The organism is Enterobacter sp. UPMP2052, assembly GCF_053709675.1.
The window spans coordinates 175,416-193,010 of sequence record NZ_JBSKJR010000001.1 but is presented as its reverse complement, the minus strand read 5'-3'; the positions used below and the strand labels follow the sequence as shown (position 1 = coordinate 193,010).

General features: G+C 55.3%; 18 protein-coding genes and 1 tRNA gene. 6 read left to right on the top strand and 13 right to left on the bottom strand.

Going from position 1 to position 17,595, the window contains the following annotated elements:
- Positions 1-64 precede the first annotated feature (64 nt).
- Genes ACWKX3_RS00905 through prmB form a run of 6 tightly spaced genes read right to left on the bottom strand, consistent with a single transcriptional unit; the run spans position 65 to position 4,619 of the window.
- On the bottom strand, positions 65-346 hold the full coding sequence (locus ACWKX3_RS00905; RefSeq protein ID WP_006176560.1) for a YfcL family protein: 282 nt from the start codon (positions 344-346) through the stop codon (positions 65-67).
- A 13-nt stretch (positions 347-359) separates the two neighbouring features.
- Positions 360-905 carry an elongation factor P hydroxylase gene (locus ACWKX3_RS00900; protein ID WP_006176561.1) on the bottom strand — a complete coding sequence of 182 codons (546 nt, stop codon included), beginning with the start codon at positions 903-905 and terminating at the stop codon, positions 360-362.
- Positions 905-1,714 (bottom strand): sulfite exporter TauE/SafE family protein, encoded by an 810-nt coding sequence (locus tag ACWKX3_RS00895; protein ID WP_006176562.1) that lies wholly within the window; start codon positions 1,712-1,714, stop codon positions 905-907. The genes ACWKX3_RS00900 and ACWKX3_RS00895 overlap by 1 nt, the downstream gene beginning before the upstream one ends.
- On the bottom strand, positions 1,714-2,538 hold the full coding sequence (mepA, locus tag ACWKX3_RS00890; protein ID WP_088207988.1) for a penicillin-insensitive murein endopeptidase: 825 nt from the start codon (positions 2,536-2,538) through the stop codon (positions 1,714-1,716). The genes ACWKX3_RS00895 and mepA overlap by 1 nt, the downstream gene beginning before the upstream one ends.
- Positions 2,539-2,540: 2 nt before the next feature.
- On the bottom strand, positions 2,541-3,626 hold the full coding sequence (aroC, locus tag ACWKX3_RS00885) for a chorismate synthase (RefSeq protein ID WP_006176564.1): 1,086 nt from the start codon (positions 3,624-3,626) through the stop codon (positions 2,541-2,543).
- 60 nt (positions 3,627-3,686) lie between these two features.
- Entirely contained in the window at positions 3,687-4,619 is a 933-nt protein-coding gene (prmB, locus tag ACWKX3_RS00880; protein WP_006176565.1) for a 50S ribosomal protein L3 N(5)-glutamine methyltransferase, read from the bottom strand.
- Between the two features lie 145 nt (positions 4,620-4,764).
- Here prmB and smrB point away from each other — a divergent pair, with 145 nt between their 5' ends.
- Positions 4,765-5,316 carry an endonuclease SmrB gene (smrB, locus tag ACWKX3_RS00875; RefSeq protein WP_006176566.1) on the top strand — a complete coding sequence of 184 codons (552 nt, stop codon included), beginning with the start codon at positions 4,765-4,767 and terminating at the stop codon, positions 5,314-5,316.
- Between the two features lie 48 nt (positions 5,317-5,364).
- Here smrB and sixA read toward each other — a convergent pair whose 3' ends face one another.
- From sixA to ACWKX3_RS00855, 4 genes are all read right to left on the bottom strand, one after another.
- The gene (gene sixA / locus ACWKX3_RS00870; protein ID WP_006176567.1) at positions 5,365-5,850 is read right to left on the bottom strand and encodes a phosphohistidine phosphatase SixA; all 486 of its coding nucleotides are present in this window, start codon (positions 5,848-5,850) and stop codon (positions 5,365-5,367) included.
- A gap of 209 nt (positions 5,851-6,059) precedes the next feature.
- Positions 6,060-8,207: a fatty acid oxidation complex subunit alpha FadJ gene (fadJ, locus tag ACWKX3_RS00865; RefSeq protein ID WP_102890412.1), complete on the bottom strand. Its 2,148-nt coding sequence runs from the start codon at positions 8,205-8,207 to the stop codon at positions 6,060-6,062.
- Positions 8,207-9,517 carry an acetyl-CoA C-acyltransferase FadI gene (fadI, locus tag ACWKX3_RS00860; RefSeq protein ID WP_006176569.1) on the bottom strand — a complete coding sequence of 437 codons (1,311 nt, stop codon included), beginning with the start codon at positions 9,515-9,517 and terminating at the stop codon, positions 8,207-8,209. The genes fadJ and fadI overlap by 1 nt, the downstream gene beginning before the upstream one ends.
- Positions 9,518-9,723: 206 nt before the next feature.
- Entirely contained in the window at positions 9,724-10,008 is a 285-nt protein-coding gene (locus ACWKX3_RS00855; RefSeq protein WP_042320346.1) for a YfcZ/YiiS family protein, read from the bottom strand.
- 372 nt (positions 10,009-10,380) lie between these two features.
- Here ACWKX3_RS00855 and fadL point away from each other — a divergent pair, with 372 nt between their 5' ends.
- Complete coding sequence (fadL, locus tag ACWKX3_RS00850) at positions 10,381-11,709, top strand: long-chain fatty acid transporter FadL (RefSeq protein WP_058610259.1); 1,329 nt, start codon at positions 10,381-10,383, stop codon at positions 11,707-11,709.
- 45 nt (positions 11,710-11,754) lie between these two features.
- On the opposite strand, the gene mlaA is transcribed toward fadL, so the two are convergent.
- On the bottom strand, positions 11,755-12,507 hold the full coding sequence (gene mlaA / locus ACWKX3_RS00845) for a phospholipid-binding lipoprotein MlaA (protein ID WP_006176573.1): 753 nt from the start codon (positions 12,505-12,507) through the stop codon (positions 11,755-11,757).
- 316 nt (positions 12,508-12,823) lie between these two features.
- On the opposite strand from mlaA, the gene ACWKX3_RS00840 reads away from it, so the two are divergent.
- Positions 12,824-13,753, top strand: coding sequence for a formate/nitrite transporter family protein (locus ACWKX3_RS00840; RefSeq protein ID WP_058610260.1), 930 nt, complete (start codon positions 12,824-12,826; stop codon positions 13,751-13,753).
- Between the two features lie 75 nt (positions 13,754-13,828).
- Positions 13,829-13,900 (top strand) — tRNA-Arg (locus tag ACWKX3_RS00835).
- On the opposite strand, the gene ACWKX3_RS00830 is transcribed toward ACWKX3_RS00835, so the two are convergent.
- A complete protein-coding gene (locus ACWKX3_RS00830) occupies positions 13,863-14,546 on the bottom strand; it encodes a helix-turn-helix domain-containing protein (protein WP_454541674.1) in 684 nt (227 codons plus the stop codon). The genes ACWKX3_RS00835 and ACWKX3_RS00830 overlap by 38 nt on opposite strands.
- A 375-nt stretch (positions 14,547-14,921) precedes the next feature.
- On the opposite strand from ACWKX3_RS00830, the gene lpxP reads away from it, so the two are divergent.
- Positions 14,922-15,839, top strand: a complete 918-nt coding sequence (gene lpxP / locus ACWKX3_RS00825; protein WP_042320354.1) for a kdo(2)-lipid IV(A) palmitoleoyltransferase — start codon at positions 14,922-14,924, stop codon at positions 15,837-15,839.
- Positions 15,840-16,196: 357 nt separating this feature from the next.
- Positions 16,197-16,268 carry a membrane protein YpdK gene (gene ypdK / locus ACWKX3_RS00820; protein ID WP_099458937.1) on the top strand — a complete coding sequence of 24 codons (72 nt, stop codon included), beginning with the start codon at positions 16,197-16,199 and terminating at the stop codon, positions 16,266-16,268.
- A gap of 55 nt (positions 16,269-16,323) precedes the next feature.
- Here ypdK and alaC read toward each other — a convergent pair whose 3' ends face one another.
- Positions 16,324-17,547 carry an alanine transaminase gene (gene alaC / locus ACWKX3_RS00815; RefSeq protein WP_454541129.1) on the bottom strand — a complete coding sequence of 408 codons (1,224 nt, stop codon included), beginning with the start codon at positions 17,545-17,547 and terminating at the stop codon, positions 16,324-16,326.
- Positions 17,548-17,595: the final 48 nt, after the last annotated feature.

Genomic DNA, 17,595 nt, shown 5'->3' with positions numbered 1-17,595 from the left:
AGAAGAGCCGTTTTCACGCCGGGCGGCGCATATGCTTGCCCGGCCTGCCTATCCGAACGCTAACTTATGATGTCAGGCTGGCTTTCTGAAACAAATTGTCCCACATGCCTAAAACCAGAGACTGATCGCGTGGGGAGAGTTCCCCGGCCTGAATCGCTTTCTCCAGGCTGCGGGTGACTTCATCATGCACCGCCTCGGCGGAGTGATCGTCCCCAGCTTCCAGCTCGGCAACGGCCAGCGTCAGGTGACCACGCAGATAACCGCTGGCGAACAGCTCATCATCGCTGGCGTGTTCCACCATGTCATCAATTAACGCCAGAATGCGTGATTCAAATTCTGCGATCATCTTCTTTCCTCTGTTAAATATCTTCCGGCCACGGGAAGCAGTCCGCCGTGATCTCCGGCGTGTGGTAATAATTCTGTAAAGCCTTGATAAAGCGCGCCGGACGTTCCGGAATGCCGTTTTCAAGGTAGTCCATCACCTGCGCGTGAACGCGGCGCTGGAACACAATACGGTCTGGTTCGAAGTCACCTTCGAGGTTGTCACAGCTGACGTTAAACGGGTAACCTGCCGCGACGCAAAACAGCCAGTCGAACGCCTGGGGTTTGACTTCCACATCTTCAAACTTGCCCTGCGTTGCGGCGTCGCGCCCGTCCGGGCAGTACCAGTAACCAAAGTCCACCAGCTCGCGGCGCGCTTTTCCTGCAATGCACCAGTGGGAAATTTCATGCAACCCGCTGGCATAAAAGCCGTGCGCGAACACAATCCGGTTATACGGAACCTCAGCATCAGCAGGAAGATAGATCGGTTCGTCGTCGCCTTTAATCAGACGGGTATTAAAATCTTCAGCAAAGCAGCCATCGAAAATCTCGATCAGCTGTTCGTAATTATGCGTACTGTTCATTAGTTCATCCCCAACCAGTGGAGGATCTCCTGTCCGTGGCTGTCATAAAGAAGTTTGGCGCTCATCACCGCGGATACAATCACGATCATCGGACGAATGAGCTTCTGCCCTTTGCTTAATACCAGACGCGAGCCTGCGCGCGCGCCTAAAAACTGCCCTACCATCATCACAAAACCGGTCGCCCAAATCACCTTGCCGCCGATAATAAACAGCAGCAGGCCGCCGACGTTAGAGGTGGCGTTTAAGACCTTTGCATGCGCGGTGGATTTTGCCAGGTTAAAGCCCGCGAGCGTAACAAACGCCAGCGCGTAAAAAGAGCCGGCCCCCGGACCGAAGAAACCGTCATAAAACCCTACGCAGCCGCCGGCAATCAGCGCAAACGGCAGGCCGTGCAGCCGACGCTGGCGGTCTTCTTCGCCTAATTTTGGCATCAGCAAAAAATAGAGGCCAATGCAGATAACCAGAATCGGCAGGATCTGGCGCAAGATGTCAGACTGAACGTGCTGCACCAGCAGCGCACCTGCGGTTGAGCCAATAAAGGTCATCGCAATATTGAGCTTTTGATCCGCAAGATTGACCACTTTGCGGCGAATAAAATAGAGCGAGGCGGAGAGCGACCCGCCGCAGGCCTGCAGTTTATTGGTCGCCAGCGCCTGCGCCGGACTCATTCCCGCTGCCAGCAGCGCGGGCACCGTTAATAACCCACCGCCGCCCGCCAGGGCATCGATAAAACCGGCCAGCATCGCCACAAAAAAGAGCACCGCCAGGAGCAGCGGTGACACCATAAACAGATCGACGAAGTTATCCATTAAAGTACATGCTCATCCAGTAGCGCCTGGCAGGAAGGCGGCAGCGGAGGCGGTGTCTTCTTCTCAGGCTTAGAGGTTCCAGGCTTGGCTGGTTCGAACCAGCTTTGCAGTTCGTAACCACAGCCATCGCCAGGCGGCGGCAGCGGCTGATCTTCACATTCCAGGCTGTTCGCCGGGCAGCGCAGACGAACGTGCATATGCGCACGATGCTGGAACCACGGGCGCACTTTGCGCAGCCAGTCGCGATCCGTCCCCGCATCCAGGCAGAGCTGCTGCTTGATGGCCGGGTTCACAAAAATTCGCGTCACGTCGTTATCTTCCGCCGCCAGCTTGATCATGCTGGAGACGTCGCGCGTCCAGAGCGAGGGCACCACGCTTTTGCCGTCGCGCGCGACCAGATCCAGCGCCTGCGGCTTCAGCAGTTGCGCCGAACTCCAGCGCGTTTTTGGCAGCTGCAGGAAGATATCAACGTCCAGTCCGGTCTGGTGGCTGGCGTGCCCGCCGTTGAAGCGCCCCCCGGCAGGCATGCCCATATCGCCAATAAGCATCGTCCCCAGCCCCAGGTTATGCACCTGACTTCCCAGACGCTGGATAAACAGCACCAGATCCGGGTGACCAAAGTAGCGGCGCTGATCGGTACGCATCACCTGATACGTATCGGATTGCAAGGGCAGCTCCTGCGCCCCCACGATACAGCCGTTGGAGAACGCCCCAATCGACTGCGCGCTTCCCGCCACCGGATGGGTGATTTTTTGCCACGGCGTGGCGGCCAGACTGGCTCCGCTGGCGAGCAGCGCCAGCAGAGCAACAACGGTTTTTTTCATGTTTACCAGCGTGGTAGTGTGGTCGTCACATCCGCATTCTGCGCGCGCTGGCGCAGGAAGTGATCCATCAGCACGATCGCCAGCATCGCTTCGGCGATCGGCACGGCGCGGATCCCCACGCAAGGATCGTGACGTCCTTTGGTGATCATCTCAACTTCTTCGCCAGAGCGGTTAATCGTATGGCCTGGCACCGTAATGCTCGAGGTTGGCTTCAGCGCAATGTTGGCGACAATCTGCTGGCCGCTGCTGATCCCGCCGAGAATGCCCCCCGCGTGGTTGCTCTGAAAGCCCTGTGCGGTGATTTCGTCGCGATTCTGGCTGCCGCGCAGCTGAACCACATCAAAACCATCGCCGATTTCCACGCCTTTCACGGCGTTAATGCTCATCAGCGCGTGGGCGATGTCAGCGTCCAGGCGGTCAAATACCGGCTCGCCCCAGCCTGGCGGCACGCCGTCGGCTACGACGGTAACTTTCGCCCCAATGGAGTCGCCCTCTTTTTTCAGGCCGCGCATCAGCTCGTCCAGCGCGTCCAGCTTATCGGCATCGGCGCAGAAGAACGGGTTTTGCTCAACCAGCGCCCAGTCATTGATAGCCAGCGGAATGTCACCCATCTGGCTCAGACAGCCGCGGATCACGATGCCAAATTTCTGCTGCAGGTATTTTTTGGCGATGGCCCCTGCCGCGACGCGCATCGCGGTTTCACGTGCCGAAGAGCGTCCGCCGCCGCGATAGTCGCGAAAGCCGTATTTTTGCTCGTAGGTGTAGTCGGCGTGACCCGGACGGAAGACGTCCTTGATGGCGCCGTAATCCTGGGAGCGCTGATCGGTATTTTCAATCAGCAGGCCAATGCTGGTGCCGGTGGTGCGGCCTTCGAAAACGCCGGAGAGGATTTTGACGCTATCAGGCTCGCGACGCTGCGTGGTGTAGCGCGAGGTTCCCGGACGACGGCGGTCAAGGTCGTGCTGTAAATCGGCTTCGGTCAGCTCAATGCCGGGCGGAACGCCGTCAACAATGCAGCCAAGTGCCAGCCCGTGTGACTCACCAAAGGTCGTCACGCGGAATAATTGTCCAATACTGTTTCCTGCCATCACGGCTCCGATGTCGTTATTTGTGTGTGAGCGTTGTGAAACGGGCCGAAGCCCGCTGGATTAATCTTTGTAAATGCTGAAGTATTCGCGCGCGTCGAGAAGCTGCGCTTTGGTCAGCATAAAGACGCCGTCACCGCCGTTATCGAACTCAAGCCAGGTGAACGGCACATCCGGGTACTGCTCTATCAGATGTACCATGCTGTTGCCCACTTCACAAATCAGAACGCCGTCGTCGGTCAGGTAATCCGGCGCGCAAGCCAGAATGCGACGCGTCAGTTTCAGGCCGTCAGAACCTGAGGCCAGGCCGAGTTCCGGCTCGTGGCGATATTCGTTTGGCAGATCGGACATGTCTTCCGCATCCACGTAAGGCGGATTGGTGACGATCAGATCGTACTGCAGCGTTGGCAGGTCGCGGAACAGGTCAGAGCGGATTGGCGTGACGTGATGGATCAGACCGTGCTCTTCAATGTTGTGCTCGGTCACGGCCAGCGCGTCGGTGGAGATATCGACAGCGTCCACTTCCGCTTCCGGGAAGGCATAGGCGCAGGCGATTGCGATGCAGCCGCTGCCGGTACACATATCCAGAATGTGCTGCGGCTGGTGTTGGATCAGCCCTTCAAAGTGGTTGTTGATCAGCTCGCCAATGGGGGAGCGCGGCACCAGCACGCGCTCATCGACGAAGAACTCGTGACCACAGAACCAGGCTTTATTGGTCAGATAGGCGACCGGAATACGCTCGTTCACGCGGCGGATCACGCGCTCAACGATGCGGTGCTTTTCGCTGGAGGTCAGGCGCGCGGTACGCATATCTTCAGGAATATCCAGCGGCAGGTAGAGAGACGGCAGCACCAGCTGAACCGCCTCATCCCACGGGTTATCGGTGCCGTGACCGTACCAGATATTGGCGGCGCTGAAGCGGCTAACCGACCAGCGCAACATGTCCTGTATGGTATGCAGCTCGTTTACTGCTTCATCGACAAAAATTTTATCCACTCTTTCCTCCAGGGCATGCTCGCATAATTTTCGGCGGCTAGTTTGCCATGAAGACGGCGATAAATCAGCAATGACGCGTACCGCTTGAGGTTAAAAAATGCGTTTAGTCAGGTACACTGTGGGAAATCAGAGATGAGACGGACCAATGAAAAAGAAAACATCGCTCAGCGAGGAGGATCAGACGCTCTTCCGGCAGCTTATGACCGGGACGCGTCAAATCAGACAGGACACCATTGTCCATCGACCTCTGCGCAAAAAAGTCACTGAAGTTCCGGTCAAACGTCTTCTCCAGGAGCAGGCGGATAACAGCCACTATTTTTCAGACGAATTTCAGCCGCTGCTGAACACACAGGGCGCGGTGAAGTACGTGCGTGAAGACGTCAGCCACTTTGAGCTGAAAAAGTTACGTCGCGGGGATTATTCGCCGGAGCTGTTTCTGGATTTACATGGCTTAACGCAGATGCAGGCGAAGCAGGAACTGGGGGCGTTGATCGCCGCCTGCCGCCGGGAACACGTTTTCTGCGCATGCGTGATGCATGGACACGGGAAACATATCCTGAAGCAACAAACGCCGCTTTGGCTGGCTCAACATCCACACGTAATGGCTTTTCACCAGGCACCGAAAGAGTATGGCGGAGATGCAGCATTACTGGTGTTGATTGAAGTAGAGGAGTGGCAGCCACCGGAGCTGCCCTGACGGTCAGGCGGGCGTCGCATGCTGCGCCCCGCCTCATCACACGTCACATCAGATAGCTTTTGCCATCTTCAGATTGCATGGACTCATTTGCCAGTTAAACACCCCTTTGCCCGTTTCGTCGAGAGTGACGTTGGCAATGGCGGAGGTCGTGAACATTGGCGGCGTTTCGCCCGGGCACAACTCAGAGACCAGGTAGCCGACCAGCGGCAGGTGGGAGATCACCAGCGCGGACGCGACACCTTCGTTGCACAGCGCCTGAAGGTAGGCACTGACCAGCCCAACATCGCCGCACGGGGTAAGCTCGGGCAACACATCCACCTCAGACGGCAGGTTCATACACTCCCCCACCACCCCCAGCGTCTGTTCTGCGCGCAGGAACGGACTTACCAGAACGCGTTCGATGTCCACTTTTTGACCTTTAAGCCAGGTAGCCATCTGACGAGATTCGTCGCAGCCACAGAGGGTCAAAGGACGTACTGAGTCACTGGCGGCATCGAGTGCCGCGTCGCCGTGACGCATGATAAAAACTTGCATATTGCACCGCTTTTGTTAACCAGGATCACCAGCGTTAACTACCTGCGCTAACATCTTTGAGGTAGAAAACCCGATGGCCGGGCATTGTGCCTGATCCATTCGGTGAATGAAACGCCGTTTTTTACCTCATTGGCGTAAGTATAGTCAATCTCTGTTTACAACTTCGCCAGAACAGGTTCATTCACCACAGGATTTACCCTTCTTTGACCTCAGCTTACGAGGACAGTTTCTCTTGCAGGCCAAAATGTCTGGCCCCGCTCCGCCATCTGCAATAATTCGTCACACGGTGTAAAGCGCGGACCATACTGCGAGGCAAGACGTTGCAGAATTGCAACTACTTCACCCGCACCGAGGGTATCCATGTACCGGAACGGGCCGCCAAGGAAGGGCGGGAAACCTATACCAAATACGGCACCGATGTCGCCATCGCGTGCGCTTTTGACAACCTGCTCACCGAAGCAGCGCGCCGCCTCGTTAAGCATCATCATGACGCAGCGTTCAGCACACTGAGCCGCCGACAGTCTTCCCTGCCCTGTGGTCGTAATGAGCCCATAAACTGAAGGGTCGACCTGTTTCTTGCTTTTACGCCCTTTTGCAGCGTAAAGATAGAAACCGCGTTCATTTTTTCTGCCTTTGCGATCGTCCTTCAAAATTGCAGAAACAATGTTTGCAGGCGGGCTAAACCGATCGCCGTAAGCGGCTTCCAGTACAGGTATAATTTTAGTGCCGGTGTCGATTCCTACCTCATCCAAAAGTTGGATTGGACCAACGGGGAAGCCAAAGTTAACCAGCGCCTCGTCGACGTGTTCGATCTTTTCGCCCTCCGTCAGCAGCCGCATCGCTTCATTGATATACGGTGCCAGGATACGGTTGACGTAGAAGCCCGCTTTATCCGCTACCACAATGGGCGTTTTACCCTGCTTTTTCGCCAGCTTCACCACCGTAGCGACCGTTTGCGGGCTGGTCGTAGCGTGCGGGATGACTTCCACCAGCGGCATTTTTTCGACAGGGCTAAAGAAGTGCAGCCCAATCACCTGCTCAGGACGTGCGGCGTTGGCCGCAATCTCCCCAATCGGGATGGATGAGGTGTTCGACGCAAAAATGGTATGCGGCGCACAGTGCGCCTCGACATCCGCAACCATTTGCTGTTTAAGCGCCAGGTCTTCAAACACGGCCTCAATCACCAGATCGCGATGCCTGAAGCCGCTGTAGTCCGTGGTGCCCGTAATCATCGCCAGGGTTTTATCCCGCTCGCTCGCCTTGATATGGCGGCGTTTGACCTTGCGATCAAGGTTCTGCCAGCTGTACTGCAGCGCGTGATTTATCCCCTTCGCGTTGATGTCTTTGATACGTACGGGCAATTTGCCTTTACTGGCGGTGACAAACGCAATGCCGCCCCCCATCAGCCCGCCCCCCAGCACGCCAACCGCCTGCAGCGGCGCGGGTGCAGCATCGCTGCCGGGATCTTTTTTTACCTCCGTGCTGGCAAAGAAAATATTGCGCAGCGCCTGAGATTGCGGCGTCATCGCCAGCTCGCCAAAGGCTTTTGCTTCGGCAGCATAACCGCTGCTGGCACCTTGCGATAACCCGGTTTCAATCACCTCCAGGATCCGCTTCGCCGCCGGATAGTTACCTCGTGTTTTTTGCTCGGTTTTCTTGCCTGCCAGTTTGAACAGCACCGCACGCCCCAGCGGCCCGGCCAGAATGCGCTCGCGCACCGGCAGGGGACGTTTTGCCTGTCGTCCTTTTAGCGCGCGTTCAACGGCGGCGTCGAGCAAGATTGCCTGCGGGACTACCTCATCCACCAGGCCGGCTTTCAGCGCCTGGCGGGCGCGAAGCTGTTTTCCGGTGAGGATCATCTCCAGCGCGGTGCTCACCCCCACCAGACGCGGCAGGCGCTGCGTTCCGCCGGAGCCGGGTAGCAGCCCAAGCTGAACTTCAGGCAGGCCCAGCACGGTTTTCGCATCGTCGGTACAGATGCGGCTATGACAGGCTAACGCCAACTCCAGCCCGCCGCCCAGGCACGCGCCGTGGATCGCCGCAATAACGGGGATCGGCAGCGCATGAATTTCTGCCATCACCTGCTGCCCCTGACGCGCCAGCGCTTCGGCTTCCTGAGCGCTTTGCGCGCGGGCAATCATGTTGATATCCGCTCCGGCGATAAAATTATCCGGCTTGGCGGAGATAAAAACCAGGCCGCGCAGAGCTTTGTTCTCGCGAACGTGCTTTAGCATCTCGCGCACCTGCACGCCAAACTCTGCCTTCAGGGTATTCATCTTTTCATCAGGCACATCGATGGTGATGACGGCGACGTTATCGAGGCGTACAACCAGATTAAATGCAGATGTCGTGTCCATTATTCCGCCTCCAGAACCATTGCCGCACCCAGGCCGCCCGCCGCGCAGGCGGTCACCAGACCAAAACCACCGCCACGGCGGCGTAGCTCATGTAACGTTTGCGTGATCATTCGCGCGCCCGTCGCCGCAAACGGATGACCGTAGGCGATGGAGCCGCCGAGAACGTTAAACTTGCTCTGATCCACCTCGCCGGTCGCATGCGTGCGGCCAAGCACATCGCGGGCAAAACGTTCGCTTGCCAGCAACTGGAGATTTGCCAGGGTTTGGGCTGCAAAGGCTTCGTGCATATCGATCAGGGTTAAATCAGAGAGCGACAGCCCGGCGCGTTCCAGCGCCAGGGGCGTTGACCAGGCGGGGCCTAGCAGCATGTCCTGCCAGACATCGATGGCCGTGAACGCGTAGCTGCGTAAATATCCCAACGGGGTGAGTCCCAGCTCTTTGGCGCGGGACTCGGTCATCAGGATCACCGCCGCAGCACCGTCAGTTAGCGGCGTACTGTTGGCGGCCGTGACGGTACCGTGCTTGCGATCAAACGCCGGGCGTAATTTTGCGTAATCCGCCAGCGTCGAGGCTCCACGGATGTTGTTATCTTCCACGAGCGGCTCGCGGTAAGGTGGCGTATAGGCCGCCATGACCTCATCGGCCAGCTTGCCTTCTGCCCAGGCTTTTGCGGCGAGCTGGTGCGAGCGGTGCGCCAGCGCATCCTGTTGCTCACGCGTGATGCCGTAGGTTTTCGCCATCTGTTCAGCGGTGTCGCCCATGCGCAGCCCGGTGGAATACTCCGCTACGGCGGGGGGAACCGGCATGAGATCGCGTAACCGTAAACGCGAGAAAAGTTTGAGTTTCTGTCCGGCAGTGCGCGCCTTGTTGGCATCTACCAGGATCCGCGCCAGCTTTTTACTTACGCCAATCGGCAGGACTGAAGATGAATCCGCGCCGCCGGCAATCCCGGCTCGAATGGTGCCCGCCATCAGGCTTTCCGCGACGTTGGCGACCGCCTGGAAGCTGGTCGCACAGGCGCGGCTGACGCTGTAGGCATCGGTGTGCACGTTCATGCCCGTTCCAAGAACAATTTCGCGCGCGATATTGGGCGCTTCCGGCATCTGAACGACCTGGCCGAAAACCAACTGTTCAATCACCTCGGGGGGGATTTCGCTGCGAGCCAGCATTTCACCCACTACCATTTTCCCCAGATCGACTGCCGGTACTCCGTGAAATGCGGTTGCCTGGCGCGCAAACGGCGTGCGTAACCCGCTGACAATGGCGATGCGGTCACCGTGTCGGGTGATAAGCGGTAATGCCTGACTCATAACACTCCCCTGTAAAATTTTTATGCTGACGCGCAAAGTGGTCTGACCTGATAACAGTCTTAACCATTTTTTTACATTGAGCCAATCGGGGAAACGAAAAAATGCGAGCTAATACACAGAGAAGAAAAAGAAAATGCCCCTGTTGAGCAGAGGCATTGTTGCGGTTTTTGCCCTCTCAGGTAAAAGAAGGCCGCGGACCGGTGGAATTAACGCAGACCCAGCTGGAAAATCAGAGTTTCGGCTTCGCAGGCGAAAACAAAATCGATGTCCAGCTGCACGCCGCCATCCACTTCAGTAAAGGTGGACGTGATTTCGCACGGATCGGATTCAACCTCGCGCGCACGCTGGCTCAGCGCGGCCAGGGTTTCTTCCGCTTCGGCACGGTTGCTGAACACACGGCTGTAAGACGCGGTGCAATCGGTGTTGTCCATAATGGTTCCAACATCCATACAGCAGCAAACCGGGGTTTCATCAGCACTGCATTTACTCATAGCTCAATTTCCTCTGTATTCGCGTAAGACGCGAGATAAACACGTTGAGGATATTTTACGCCCCGGCGCAGCCTCTCTCCAGCCGTTAATGAGGCAAAATGAGATAAGTGACCGATATCACACTAAAAAATGATCTAAAACAAAAATCCCCTTTTCGGACGACGCCCTATGGTCACATTTTTGCCAACCAGATCTCGTTTCTAGAAACATGTTTGAAAATATTAATAAACATACTTGCAACATTCCAGCTGGTCAGACCTATACTCTCGCCACTGGTCTGATTTGTCTGCGGTACCTCAGACCCTACACTTCGCGCTCCTGTTACGGTATGTAACAAATATTGAATAAAAATAACTCAATGAGGTTATGGTCATGAGCCAGAAAACCCTGTTTAAAAAGACTGCGTTAGCAGTTGCAGTGGCAATCGTCTCAACGTCCGCCTGGTCAGCGGGCTTCCAGTTAAACGAATTTTCTTCCTCTGGCCTTGGCCGTGCGTATTCCGGGGAAGGTGCAATTGCCGATGACGCAGGCAATGCCAGCCGCAACCCGGCACTGATCATGATGTTTGATCGCCCAATGTTCTCCGCAGGCGCTATTTTTGTCGATCCGGGTGTGGATATCACCGGGACCTCGCCTACGGGCGCCAGCCTGAACTCTGATAACATCGCGCCTACCGCATGGGTACCTAACCTGCACTTCGTCGCGCCTATCAACGATCAGTTCGGCTGGGGTGCATCCGTCACCTCAAACTACGGTTTAGCGACCGAGTTTAATAACAACTACGCGGCCGGTGCTTACGGTGGTAAAACCGACCTCGAAACGCTCAACCTGAACCTGAGCGGTGCATACCGTCTGAACAACCACTGGAGCTTCGGCGTTGGCTTTGATGCGGTATACGCCAGAGCGAAAATCGAACGTTACGCGGGTGACCTCGGTCAGATCGTGGCAGGCTCAGGCGTTCTGCCGCCCGTCCCTGGCCTTGCACAGCAGGTTGCGGGACTGCCTGCAGATACCCAGATTGCGCACCTGAAGGGTGATGAGTGGGGCTTTGGCTGGAACGCCGGTATCCTGTACGAAATCGACAAGGATAACCGTTACGGCTTTACCTACCGCTCTGAAGTGAAAATTGACTTTGATGGCGACTACAAGAGCAGCCTGCCTTCCGCTTATAACCAGATCCTCGGCAGCTTCGGTCTGCCAATGGGCACCGATGGCCGCACCACGGGCGGTTCTCTGAGCCTGCATTTACCTGAAATGTGGGAACTGTCGGGTTATAACAAAGTGGCACCGCAGTGGGCCGTTCACTATAGCCTGACCTACACCAGCTGGAGCCAGTTCCAGGAACTTAAGGCCACCAACAGCAACGGCGATACCCTCTTCTATAAAGATGAAAGCTTCCGTGACGCGTACCGTATCGCGCTGGGGACCACTTACTATATGGATGACAACTGGACATTCCGTACCGGTATTGCCTTCGATGACAGCCCGGTACCAGCGGATAAGCGCTCTATCTCCATCCCGGATCAGGACCGCTTCTGGCTGAGCGCCGGTGCGACCTATGCCTTTAACAAAGATGCCTCTATCGATGCGGGCGTCTCTTATATGCACGGTCAGAAAGTGTCGTTCCAGGAAGGCCCGTATGAGTTCTCTTCTGAAGGTAAAGCCTGGCTGTACGGCATGAACTTCAACTACGCGTTCTAATCGCGCGCAGATCAAAAAAAGGTGAGCATTGCTCACCTTTTTTATTTATTCCGAGTCGATATCTTTTAGCTCGTTCTCGATGGCTTTCGCGTTTGGATTGTCTTCCGGCTTCAGCTTGCCGCCATTGGCAATAAAGTCGTGATTCTGGAAGTAGGCCTCACGCACCATGATGTACGGGTCTGAGGACTGACGGAGCAATCCGTCTGAATCCAGCAGCTGCGCACGCGTTTCGACGCCTTCAATCGTCCATTTACCAATCGACAGCGGCCAGGTCAGCCACGACAGCACCGGATAAAGCGTATCCACCATATCGCCGCCATCATCACGCACGGTAAAGCTGCCATAGAATGGCAGATGGACATACGGGCCGTACCCTACGCCATAGTGACCCAGCGTGCTACCGAAGCGGTGCGGCTGTTCACGCTGCAGCTTCTGGTTAGCCATGCCTGCCACATCAATGAAGCCGCCCATCCCCAGCAGGGTGTTCAGGAAGAAACGGGTGAAATGCACCATCCCCTGATACGGATCCCCTTGCAGGAAGTAGTTCGCCATCACCGCGGGTTCTTCCAGGTTGCTGGTGAAGTTACTGAGCCCGTTACGCGCAGGTTGGGGAACATAATCGCGCCATGCTACCGCTACAGGGCGAACCACGTACGGGTCCAGCACGTTGTAGTTGAAGTTATACATTGAGCGGTTAAATCCTTCGAAAGGATCGGAGCGTCCCGTTTGCTCGCCAGAGCTGGCGCAGCCCACAAGCATCGTTGCGCCCAGCGCAAGCGCCGACAGCCGAAGTTTCATAAATTTCTCCCTGTTCAATATGGCTATCGTTGATTGCCATCCGTAACGGAGCAGGTGGCGCTCCGCATGAAAACGTGCAAATGATTGTAACAGCACGTTTCCCGATGTCTACGAGCACACGTACGGGCAGGCGTTAGCGTGACTCTGATCTCAGCATAGCCTGTCTTTCACAATTCGTTTCGCTGGCAATTTTATCCTGTCTTTACAGGAGGAGTATCACCTTTGTTGTCATTTCCGGCAATTTAAGAGCATCCCCACGGGGTTTTTGTTAAATGCCGCTACGCTTAAAAGAAAAGGTTTTCCTCAAGGAGCGGTTATGAAAGACATTGGTGAAGAAAAAATAGGCGAAAGTCATGAGGATCATGAGATTGAAAGTGAGGAAAAAGATCGCGGTGAGGAAATAGAGATTGACGAGGACCGCCTTCCCTCGCGCGCGATGGCGATCCACGAGCATATTCGTCAGGACGGCGAAAAAGAGATGGAGCGCGACGCCATGGCGCTGCTCTGGTCAGCCATCGCAGCCGGTCTGTCGATGGGGGCTTCTCTGCTGGCTAAAGGGATTTTCCACGTTCAGCTCGAGGGCGTGCCCGGCGGATTTTTAGTCGAAAACCTCGGTTATACCTTCGGTTTTGTCATCGTGATTATGGCGCGTCAGCAGCTGTTTACCGAGAACACCGTCACCGCCGTTTTACCGGTGATGCAAAACCCTACCCTGAGTAATTTCGGCTTACTGATGCGCCTGTGGAGCGTGGTGTTGCTGGGTAATATCATCGGCACCGGCATCGCCGCCTGGGCATTCGAATATATGCCTATTTTCGATGAACCCACGCGCGACGCCTTCGTCAAAATCGGCATGGACGTTATGAAAAACACGCCGTTAGAGATGTTCTCGAATGCCATCATTTCCGGGTGGATCGTGGCAACCATGGTCTGGATGTTCCCGTCGGCAGGCAGCGCTAAAATTGTGGTAATCATTCTGATGACATGGCTTATCGCGCTGGCGGACACTACGCATATCGTGGTCGGTACCGTGGAAATCCTTTATCTGGTGTTCAATGGCACCCTGCACTGGACCGAGTTCTTCTGGCCGTTTGCGCTCCCTACCCTTGCCGGAAACATCTGTGGCGGCACCTTTATCTTTGCCCTGCTGAGCCATGCGCAGATCCGTAACGACATGTCCAACAAACGCAAAGCTGAGCGCAAGGCGCAGGAAAATAAGGACAAATCGGCAAAAAAACCGGCCTGAGTGGCGACTCTTTAAGCAGTCAGGCGGCAATGCGCTTAACGCAAAGTGTAAATAACGTTATACTCGTGCCGCCTCGTCCCCTTAGTTAAATGGATATAACGAGCCCCTCCTAAGGGCTAGTTGCAGGTTCGATTCCTGCAGGGGACACTTCCGATTCACCTCCGATCATCACCGCCTGGTACACAGGAATGCGTCGCGTTGTGCTGGTGAGCGTATCGAAAACGTCCCTTTCTGATGTGACTATCCTCATCCCTGCTTTCCTTAGTCTCTGAATGTCAGCGGCAATCCGCTGAATGCCGAACCAGAAAAGTCCGTCCAGAGCGGTGACTTCAAGCCCGCTCTCCAGCGCCAGCTTAAGCCGTTCACGCGGCAGTTTGACCTGCTGAGCAATATGCCGGTAGGCCGCCTCCGTGCTGCCCGTTGCGTCGATTCGTCGGATGCGGGTGGTCAGGTGATACTGAAATTCATCGGGTATGGTGGCGAGATCGCTTTTGATGCTCCAGACACAGCCGAATCGTTTGCCGTTGAAGGTGACGTTCTTCTGATTCACCTGCAGTTCATTTCGCACGGCGGCAATCAGCTGCGGCGTGCGGATAAGCAGCAGGCGAAAAGGAAGCTCAAAGCTGGTGACATAATCGACATTCAGGAGGGCAAAACGTAATCGCTCTTCTGCGCCCAGCCTGTTCGCCTGACACTCGTTAAGGACATCTGACCATTGTTGTTTCAGGCGAGGCGGTTCATTCGCTTCTGAAAAGCTGTATTTTTCGATTTGATAGTCGATGCGCACGCTCACCTTTCGCCCCTGCTGGTCAAATTTTTTGCGGATAATCCTGACTTTATCAGCACCCGTTAGCGATCGGAAGATGCGTCAGATAGTTAAAAATCAGATTCTGTAATAGAAAATAACGCGCTAAAATGGTTTCCGTTTGTGATTAAAAGCCAGCGAAATCAATCGGCTCACGAAGAGCCGCTTTTTTAATCAAAAACGTTTCATAGCACATAGCGTATAACGGTGCTACATTATGCCGCCCACCCAACGTCAGCACTGGCCAGGCAACGCCGTAAAGTTCGGTAAAGCCTGCAACCCTGCCCAAGTTCTACGGTCTAATTGGCACGTGGTATCGCGAATTGGCGCTACTTTCACAGGCTTTACATAGGTTCCACTATTTTGTCTCAATCCAATTTCAAACGCGCGTTTTTGCACCCGCGTTACTGGTTTACATGGTTTGGCCTTGGCGTTCTTTGGCTGCTGGTTCAGCTCCCTTACCCCGTCATTCGTTTCCTGGGCTCAAAGCTCGGAAGCGCATCGCGCCATTTTCTTAAACGCCGTGAATCTATTGCCCGTAAAAACCTCGAGCTTTGCTTTCCGCAATACAATGCGCAAGAGCATGAAAAGCTGATTGCTGAAAACTTCAAATCCATCGGCATGGCATTGCTTGAAACCGGCATGGCCTGGTTCTGGCCTGATGAACGCGTCCGTAAATGGTTTGACGTTGAGGGTCTTGAAAACCTGAAACGCGCGCAGTTGCAAAACCGTGGCGTTATGGTCGTTGGCGTTCATTTTATGTCGCTGGAGCTGGGTGGCCGCGTCATGGGTCTTTGTCAGCCGATGATGGCAACCTATCGTCCGCACAACAGCGCCCTGATGGAATGGGTGCAGACGCGGGGGCGTATGCGTTCCAATAAGGCGATGATCAGCCGCAACAACCTGCGTGGCATGGTCAGCGCACTGAAAAAAGGCGAAGCCGTCTGGTTCGCGCCCGATCAGGATTACGGGCGTAAAGGCAGTAGCTTTGCACCTTTCTTCGCGGTTAAAGACGTCGCGACGACCAACGGCACCTTTGTGATTTCACGCCTCTCCAGCGCCGCCATGTTGACGGTAACGATGGTGAGAAAAGCGGATAAGTCAGGCTATCGCCTGCATATCTCTCCGGAAATGGCGAACTACCCTGAAAACGAGTGCGAAGCCGCTGCGTTCATCAACAAAATCATCGAGACAGAGATCATGCGTGCGCCTGAGCAATACCTGTGGATGCACCGTCGTTTCAAAACGCGCCCGCTCGGTGAAAGCTCACTCTATATCTGAGTCCGGTTAACAGGTTAGTTTTGTAGAAAAATTAACCTGTTAATTCCCTGTAATGACGATGCGTTATCGGTTTAGTGTGCGTCGCTCAATACGAATTTATTTCTCACCGAAATCATACTGTCGCCGTTCCACGACACTTGTAAGTCACGGAAAGTATTTAAAAAAATCTCACTTGTCACCCCCCATATTTAGGCGTACATTAGCGCCGTCTGTTGATGGGAATGTACAGAATTCTGAGCGGAAGTCGGCGGCGTAGCGGGATAATTCTTATTTCCGTTTAAGTGCGATTCCCACTCTCTATACTCAAGTGGACTCTGTTTGTTAATGCGTACCAAAAGATACGCGGAGCGATGAAACGTGAAATATTTCTTTATGGGCATTTCGGTGATTGTATTGGTTTGGGCCGGAACCTTTGCCCTGATGATCTAGTCGAGCACATGCATAAAAAAGGCGCCCAGGGCGCCTTTTTTACTTTTCAGCCTGGTTACTCGGCTGTGTTTCTCGACACGAGTAGCCCGTCCGCCCGGAACATACTCTTGATGCCCCTCACCGCCTGGCGAATACGGTCGCTGTTTTCAATCAGGGCAAAGCGCACATGGGTATTGCCATAATCACCGAAGCCAATCCCCGGTGAGACGCAGACCTTCGCATCCTGCAGAAGCTTCTTAGCAAACTCCAGCGAGCCCATCGCCGCGTAAGGTTCAGGGATTTTAGCCCAGACGTACATTGAGGCTTTAGGCATCTCGACCATCCAGCCCGCCTCGTGCAACCCTTTGACCAGCACGTCGCGACGGCGCTTATACTGCGCAGCAATATCCTGGACACACTGCTGGTCGCCTTCCAGCGCCGCAATCGCGGCTACCTGCAACGGTGTGAACGTGCCGTAGTCGTGATAGCTCTTAATCCGCGCCAGCGCACTCACCAGCGTTTTATTGCCCACCATAAAGCCAATGCGCCAGCCGGCCATGTTGTAGCTTTTCGACAGCGTAAAGAACTCCACCGCGACATCACGCGCGCCTGGTACCTGCATAATGGAAGGCGCTTTCCAGCCGTCATAGACGATATCGGCATAGGCTAAGTCGTGAACCACCAGCACATCGTAACGTTTTGCCAGGGCGACCACTTTCTCGAAGAACTCCAGCTCAACGCACTGCGCCGTCGGGTTAGACGGGAAGCCCAGGATCATCATCTTCGGTTTCGGGTAGCTTTCCCGAATGGCGCGTTCCAGCTCGTTAAAGAAATCCACCCCTTCCACCAGCGGCACAGAGCGCACCTGCGCGCCAGCAATAACGGCACCATAGATATGAATGGGGTAGCTGGGATTCGGCACCAGGACGGTGTCGCCGTGATCCAGCGTGGCCAGCATCAAATGCGCCAGCCCCTCTTTTGAACCAATGGTGACAATCGCTTCGCTCTCAGGGTCGATCTCGACGCTGTAGCGTTCCTGATACCAGCGCGAGATCGCGCGGCGCAGTCGGGGAATACCACGCGAAGTCGAGTAGCCATGCGTGTCGGGACGCTGGGCGACCGTACAGAGTTTCTCGACGATGTGCGCAGGCGTTGGGCCATCAGGGTTACCCATGCTGAAATCGATAATGTCTTCGCCGCGCCGACGCGCAGCCATTTTCAGTTCAGCAGTGATATTAAAGACATAAGGGGGAAGACGATCGATACGCGTAAAACGGCGTTCAGGACTGGAGTCAGCCATATATTCCTCAGATTAACGTGAGCGCCCGGACCGTCCGAGCGACGCTGC